The organism is Syntrophorhabdaceae bacterium, assembly GCA_028698615.1.
Lineage (GTDB): Bacteria > Desulfobacterota > Syntrophorhabdia > Syntrophorhabdales > Syntrophorhabdaceae > Delta-02.
Map to the genome: position 1 here is coordinate 1 of JAQVWF010000081.1, position 6,056 is coordinate 6,056.

Genomic DNA, 6,056 nt, shown 5'->3' on the forward strand with positions numbered 1-6,056 from the left:
GCTTCGCGAGAACCAATGGCCATTCATTGTTCGGGATTGTCAAGGCGATCAAAGCCACCAGACCGCGTTTCGAATTGCCTGTCGGCGGTGCGGATGCCAACCTCAGGAAGCAGTTTCCTACAATTGGGGAGATAATCTTCGCCGGGGATGACCCCAGGGAATTTCTTCGGAAGATGTCCGCATTGAGCAAGAATTTCCTTGGTATCGTCTCGGGCCAGTTAGAATCAATATCGGACAGGAAGCTGGCGGAGATCTTCGGTGTCGATGGCGGACTGGACGGCAAGGAGATTAAAGCAGAACTGTTGCGGACGCTGCCGTCCTTCCAGAACTGATCATGAATATCCTCTGTGACACCTGCAGCGTGTTGATGCTTATAAGAATTGCCCCCGATATGTTCGTCGACGAACGTTTTGATTGTGTTACGGTCCAGGAAGTCTGCGAGGAGATCTTCAGGACACAGAAATTCAAGACCAGGTATCCCTGGAGAACCAGCTACAAGGACAAGATACGGCCCTACGGCGTCCTGAGGAACACAGGCGAGGATTTTGAGCTTCATCTTGCCGTAGTGAGACAGATCGTTGATTCAGGACAGACAAGCTTGAAAACCGGGAGGAGCTTCGGGCTAAGTTCCGTGGATAAGAAAATCGCCGCCTATGTCGCCGCATATGGTCTCGACATCTCTTCCACCGACAACAGCCTGATCGATTTCCTTGAACAGGAATTTGGCAGAGAAAACCGGTCTCCCCTGGCACTTCTCAATGATTGGATTGAGAGTGGCTTGATACAGTGGAACGATGATATGCAAAGAATCATAGAAGATTGGGACAAGAACGGAGAACCGGTCCAGCCGGCAAAGGACAAGAAGAATTTCTCGAGACTCACCGGGGTCAAATATACAGGTCCGTAACGCCGGAGCCTGTATGGAGAGGCTCTGATCTCACAGTGAGAGATTAAACACATGACAGGGGGCACGAGTATGAGGAGACCCTTCCGGATCACCTGGGAAAAACCGACCGGCGAGACGGCAAGCGTTGACATCGAGGCAGAGAGCAAGGGCCAGGCCAAAAGGATCTTCATCCAGCGCGGCGGGAACATACTGCAGATCGTGGAGATAGAGGATTCCCAGGGATGCGAAACGTCTTCTGGCGCTCATGACACTTGACAGATACGCAATTACGTATATACTTAATGAGTAACTCTGCCCAGCGGAGGTGTTTATGCTTAGAGCTTATACATTGAATCTGGATGACTCCCTGATGATGGCGGCGAAATCAAAGGCTTTGCAGGATAGGACGTCTGTCAGTGAGATGGTAAGACGTCTTCTGTCTGAACACCTGGGCTTAAGCAACCGAATGGCCGATAACACACCTGATGAAAAAAAGATTATTGAGATCCTTGAGGACTACTCCTCAGGACAGATCAAGAGGTCCGAGGCAATGCGGGCAATCGGCCTTGACCCGGTGGAACTCGAAGCCTTTACATCCCTGATGAATGAACACGGAATACCATGGCCGGAGGTCGGTCGTGAGCGAGCGGAGAAAGAAGGCGAATACGTTGCGCGGGCCATCGCCTTCAATTCGGGGGCGATCGATGAGTATTAAGAGGGAAAAAGTCAAGCTGCTCCTCCCGGACGCGTCTCCGCTTATTAGCCTCGCTCACGGGGGAGAGGATTGCCTCGAACTGATCTTTAAGGCAAAACTCCCCGTCGTCATGACGGACCAGGTGCTTTTTGAAGCCACCTACAGGAAAGACGAGCTTCAAGATGCAGCTGTTATTGACAAGTGGTACCGGAAACACAGGACGCAGATCAAGGTCGTCGCAACAAAGATAGGTGAAACAAGAAAAGCACTGGAGTCTGTCGGGAAGTATGATCACAAGAAGTTTGCCGACCAGGGAGAGGAGTCGGTATTACAGGCGATCAAATCGAAGCAGCTGGAGCCCGGGCCGTATCTGTTTCTTTTCGAAGACGAGCAGACGGCGGACCCTTCCTTTTTTGGCGTCTATCCCGTTCATGTTGTCTCTACCTACGGGTTTCTGGTAGGTCTGGAACGGGCCCACGTCATACCCTCGGCGGATATAATCCTTGAACGCATCAGATCGGGTGGCCGGCATAGCCTTAAAGCCGACATTATAGACCGGCCGACCAGGAAGGTTCGAGATCCCGCAGAAGAATCGGGGTGGATTCCGACGGTCTGACACCCGTTCCCTGAAATTCGCAACCGGAGGATACGATCTGGAACTCCTCGACGATATTGATGACAAGGAAGATCAAGGAAACCCCGGTCCTTCACGGCAACGATGCAAGACGGTTCGCGGAGAAGATCGCCAGGAACGAACGGGAACCTGCCCCGCGGGAAGAATACGGCAGGATGATGGCGAACTACCGGAAGGTGGAGATCACGGAGAAGTGATCTCCTGACAGCAACCTGCCGGCGCACCCGTTCTTGATCGCGAAAAGGACTGCCGGCGTGAATGCTATTTGGCATTTAGAGATATTTCATGCTCCTTGACAGCACTCTGGAGCTATGTATAATGTTACATATTTCTTAAGGAATCAGAAGACATGGCGAAGGATGAGAACAACATGAAAAAGAAGCTGGGGTTCACCTACAGCCCGAACGATCTTGCCATTGACCTCCCCGAACCGAACAGGGACCAGGCAATCTTCAGGGTCCGGAAGCTGTTCCCCGAATTCGTGTGGGATACAACCGCCCTGGAAGGCAATCCGTTTACGTTTCCCGAAGTGAAAACGTTATTGGAAGGTGTTACTGTCGGCGGACACAGGGTCGAGGACGAAGTCCAGGTCCTCAATCAGGCAAAGAGCTGGAAGCGGCTTATAGACATGGTCAAAGACGGCAACTTTTCATTGGACAGGGAAGTATTCTGTAAACTCAATGGCATTGTCGCCCGTGAAGAGGCCCTTGAGTGGGGAACCTTCCGCAAGGGCGGGGTCGGTATTGCCGGCACGAACTTTAAACCGCCCGCCTACCAGGAGCTGGACTCTCTTTTCGAACGGGGGGCAACGTTCATCAACGGGATATCCAATACAGCTGAAAAGGGTATGGTCTTTTATCTATTCGGTGCCCTCAACCAGTTCTTTTACGACGGCAACAAGCGCACATCGAGGCTTATGATGAACGGGGTGCTGTTGACGGACGGCTACGATGTTATCAGCGTACCGGCGCGGCAGAGGCTCGAGTACAATGAGAAGATGATACGTTTCTACGACACGCTTGATGGAACAGAAATGATGTCATTCCTGCTCGATTGCTCAACACTTAGGTCCCCCGCACCCACCTCCACGGTCATCCAGGGTTAAGAAACTTGAGAAGAGTGTAGTGACACGAGTGGCCAATTAACATTTCGCGGTTTTAGGGTGAAGCAGGAAGCTCGAGCATCGTTTGAGATGCACGGGATTTCAATCCCGTGAGTATGTCACGAGGGAAGAACAATGAACAAGGATAAACTACTTGACCTGATTCCCCCGGGGGAAATACTATACGAAGAATTCATGAAACCTCTTGGGATAAACATAAACGCACTTGCACGGGATATTAACGTTCCACCCGGACACATCAGTGAAATCATTCGCGGAAAACGTGCTATCTCGGCAGATACCGCATTGCGGCTTGGCAAGTATTTTAATGTCTCTCCCGAAATATGGCTGAGTCTCCAGACAGATTATGAAATCAGGATGGCCCGCCGCACAACCTGGCCAAAGGTTGAACCGTGCGTAAAAGCAAGAGTGGCATGACGCCTCCCCCTGCCAGGTGTCAAACTTGTTCACCGGAGGATGCATGAAGACGATCGTAGGAGTCCGCGTACCCGATGAGATCGATGAGCGTCTTGACAATCCCGCCCGCATGACCGGCCGCTCCAAGAGCTATTACATCCGGGAAGCGCTTGTCGAGCACCTCACGGATCTGGAGGCAGTGTACCTGGCAGATCATGTCAAGGAGCAGATACACAAAGGAAAGGAGAAGGTCTCCTCCCTGGAAGATGTCGAGAAACGTCTTGGCCTGGCGGATTGAGGTCACCGGGTCTGCAGAAAAGCAGCTCGGAAGGCTCGACAAGCAGGTTGCCCGCCGTATCATCAACTTTCTCCGGGAACGAATATCAACGTTGCCGAACCCGCGCGAACTTGGGAAGAGCCTGCAGGGTCCTCTCAGAGAATACTGGCCGGAAAGACGAAGCCGGACAGTGATCTCGACATTGCTGATGATGTGGACGCGAGAAAACGACGGGCAATGAGAAGACATGACAATTCCATCCCGATTAACAAGTCTACTGAAGGACGTCGCCTATGATTCTATTCTCGATACTTTTCTTCATGGCCATATACGCCGCGATTTCGATTGCCTTTCTGGTCTTTGTCAGAAGCCGCACGGAACGGCCTCTCTATGCACTGCTGGCCGTCATCCTCATCGTCCTCGTACCTACCTGGGACATGGTACTCGGTGCCATCGTCTACTTTCCATCAAGTCTTTTGGTTCCCAAGGTGGCCGTCTACGAGAAAGTGGAGACAGACGGGATATATTACGAGGGAAAGCATGACTACGTGTGGGAACTAGAGGATAATGGCAGGAACGAGCCCGTTTCGGAGAGAACGGTAGTAGGCTACATAGACGATGTTTTCAGAAGAGGGTATGCCTATGCCGAATCGCGGGTCACTGAAAGGGGAACGTATCGACACCGTCGGTCAATATCCCCTGTGTTCTACCACTGCGTGCCCCTACCGCGGGATCCCGATAGGCCGGCATATCAAAGAACCAGTTGCGTTGTTGTTGACGGCCCCAAGAGCCTGTGCACAGTAAGAGAAGCGGGGCTATCCCTGGGCACGGCATCGATCAGCACAAAAAAGATCTACAACAGGTCCACGGGCAAGCTGATGGCAATATACCGCCAGGTTTGTATGAGATACGTATTTCCGTTCTTCGCCTGGCTTGATTGGCATGGTTCGGTTGCCGGAGCCACCTGCCGCCCGGCTTTGGGATCGGACGGGCAAACATGTTTTGGATATACCGAGCTTGAATATCATGTTCTGAAACCAAATAAATAGATGTATGAAAGCTTCTTGGTCGACGAAAAAGGTGGTCTATGAGTTCCGCTAAGAAGCGTTCCCTGGACTCTCTGGGTTCCCCGGAAGGCGAAAGCATATACCTCGACATTACCGTCAAAATATATAGAATATCCATATCATCCCTTTGTGGTCACGAACCGCATAGGCCCCGTACCCCGGTGGGTGCGGGTTTTTTTACCTGAAACACATTTTTCCTCAATGATCCTGCCGGGGGTTGTAGATTGAGTCGAGTCCCTTTCTTTATTGATGGGTTCAATGATATGCTATTATAACAGCCAGGAACTCAACTATGCCCAAATTGACGTTATTGCCAAGAGATATTGAAGAGACCGACAGGAGAAAGGCTACCTTGCTGAAGAAGGCGGAAGCGGTCTGCGAATATCTCGCCAGGCTGGGCACGAAAGAAGTCTATATTTTTGGATCCATCCTCACGGATAAGTTCGATGCTCACTCCGACGTGGACCTCGCGGTTGCCGGAATCCCCTGGGAGCATAAATACCTTGTCGAAGGAACCGTGGAGGACATGCTGGGGACAGAGGAGTTCCATCTGGTCTATATGGAGGAGGCTCCAGATTACATTGTGAGAAGTATCAAGGAAAGGGGGCGAAGGTATGCTGGCGTTATTTCTTGATGTCCGGAACGAACTGAACAGGATCGAGAAGGAATGTGAGAAATTGCGGAGAAGCAAGGATCTGTTCCTGGCTGAGACGAATACGGAAACAAAGGAAGCTTACGGTTCCATGATGACATTGATACTTCACGGTGTCTATGTGGGAGTTGAAAGAGTTCTCGAGGACATTCTCAGGTATTTTGATGGCCAATTGCCCGTCGGTAGCGACTGGCATGCAAAGTTGTTGATCAGGGCCTGCAATCAGAACCCCGGTGTACGGGAGGCTGTTATCAAGGAGGGGGCCGCCGCAGAACTCGGCAATCTGAAAAGCTTCAGGCACCTTGTCAGAGGCATTTATCAATCCAG

The 6,056-nt window shown here is 51.5% G+C and carries 12 protein-coding genes; all 12 read left to right on the forward strand.

Going from position 1 to position 6,056, the window contains the following annotated elements:
- Positions 1 to 332 (forward strand): hypothetical protein (locus PHC90_14060; GenBank protein MDD3847468.1); only part of this gene is annotated, 332 nt, incomplete at its 5' end.
- A 35-nt stretch (positions 333 to 367) separates the two neighbouring features.
- Positions 368 to 907, forward strand: coding sequence for a hypothetical protein (locus PHC90_14065; protein MDD3847469.1), 540 nt, complete (start codon positions 368 to 370; stop codon positions 905 to 907).
- 69 nt (positions 908 to 976) lie between these two features.
- Entirely contained in the window at positions 977 to 1,162 is a 186-nt protein-coding gene (locus PHC90_14070; protein MDD3847470.1) for a hypothetical protein, read from the forward strand.
- A 55-nt stretch (positions 1,163 to 1,217) separates the two neighbouring features.
- Positions 1,218 to 1,601 carry a hypothetical protein gene (locus tag PHC90_14075; protein ID MDD3847471.1) on the forward strand — a complete coding sequence of 128 codons (384 nt, stop codon included), beginning with the start codon at positions 1,218 to 1,220 and terminating at the stop codon, positions 1,599 to 1,601.
- Positions 1,591 to 2,196, forward strand: a complete 606-nt coding sequence (locus tag PHC90_14080; GenBank protein ID MDD3847472.1) for a hypothetical protein — start codon at positions 1,591 to 1,593, stop codon at positions 2,194 to 2,196. The genes PHC90_14075 and PHC90_14080 overlap by 11 nt, the downstream gene beginning before the upstream one ends.
- 59 nt (positions 2,197 to 2,255) lie before the next feature.
- Positions 2,256 to 2,411: a hypothetical protein gene (locus PHC90_14085; protein ID MDD3847473.1), complete on the forward strand. Its 156-nt coding sequence runs from the start codon at positions 2,256 to 2,258 to the stop codon at positions 2,409 to 2,411.
- 173 nt (positions 2,412 to 2,584) lie between these two features.
- Positions 2,585 to 3,319 carry a Fic family protein gene (locus tag PHC90_14090; GenBank protein MDD3847474.1) on the forward strand — a complete coding sequence of 245 codons (735 nt, stop codon included), beginning with the start codon at positions 2,585 to 2,587 and terminating at the stop codon, positions 3,317 to 3,319.
- Positions 3,320 to 3,451: 132 nt separating this feature from the next.
- Complete coding sequence (locus tag PHC90_14095) at positions 3,452 to 3,754, forward strand: HigA family addiction module antitoxin (GenBank protein MDD3847475.1); 303 nt, start codon at positions 3,452 to 3,454, stop codon at positions 3,752 to 3,754.
- Positions 3,755 to 3,797: 43 nt separating this feature from the next.
- Positions 3,798 to 4,031, forward strand: a complete 234-nt coding sequence (locus PHC90_14100) for a DUF6290 family protein (GenBank protein ID MDD3847476.1) — start codon at positions 3,798 to 3,800, stop codon at positions 4,029 to 4,031.
- Between the two features lie 272 nt (positions 4,032 to 4,303).
- On the forward strand, positions 4,304 to 5,059 hold the full coding sequence (locus PHC90_14105; GenBank protein ID MDD3847477.1) for a hypothetical protein: 756 nt from the start codon (positions 4,304 to 4,306) through the stop codon (positions 5,057 to 5,059).
- A gap of 370 nt (positions 5,060 to 5,429) precedes the next feature.
- Positions 5,430 to 5,711 carry a nucleotidyltransferase domain-containing protein gene (locus tag PHC90_14110; protein MDD3847478.1) on the forward strand — a complete coding sequence of 94 codons (282 nt, stop codon included), beginning with the start codon at positions 5,430 to 5,432 and terminating at the stop codon, positions 5,709 to 5,711.
- Positions 5,692 to 6,056, forward strand: a 365-nt coding sequence (locus PHC90_14115) for a hypothetical protein (GenBank protein MDD3847479.1), incomplete at its 3' end; no start/stop codon positions are given. The genes PHC90_14110 and PHC90_14115, both read left to right, overlap by 20 nt.